Source organism: Exiguobacterium sp. s21, assembly GCF_018617975.1.
GTDB lineage: Bacteria > Bacillota > Bacilli > Exiguobacteriales > Exiguobacteriaceae > Exiguobacterium > Exiguobacterium mexicanum_A.
The window spans coordinates 1-514 of record NZ_JACSLF010000034.1 but is presented as its reverse complement, the minus strand read 5'-3'; the positions used below and the strand labels follow the sequence as shown (position 1 = coordinate 514).

The following is a 514-nucleotide window of genomic DNA, read 5'->3' as shown; positions in this document are numbered from 1 at the left end:
GAGTTTCCATACCAAGCCTCATTGACGAACATCATTCCTCCAATGGCCAATATCCCGAACATCCACCACCACTTCATCCCCATCACCTCTCTTCAATTATCCCAAAAACAGGAAAATAGGCAACTTCATTTTGGTTTGATGAATTATAAAATTAAGTGCAACACCCAAAAGTGAACGCACAAAAAGCCCACAGCGACGTCCTCGTGTAGAATGAAGTTACGACACAAACATTCAGACGGAGGAATCGCTATGAGCTATATTCATCTTCCCACAACGGAACGCGTGAAAATAGAGTCGTATCTGGAGCTCGGGATGTCCATCCGGTCCATCGCGAGACGGAACCCCGACTACGTGGCTGAACGTGCCCAGAAACGCTACGAGAAGGCGAAGACCAACTGCGGTGCCAAGACGAAACTCGATGACATGATGCGCCGGACGATCGTCGAGAAGCTGCGTGCGACCTGGTCCCCGGAACAGATCGTCGGCCGCCTCTACGCAGGAAAAATTGCCTTCT

At 50.0% G+C, this 514-nt stretch carries 1 pseudogene; it reads left to right on the top strand.

The features are described from left to right. Positions 1 to 249 precede the first annotated feature (249 nt). Positions 250 to 514: pseudogene (locus KNP06_RS15180) on the top strand (IS30 family transposase); the annotation flags it as partial.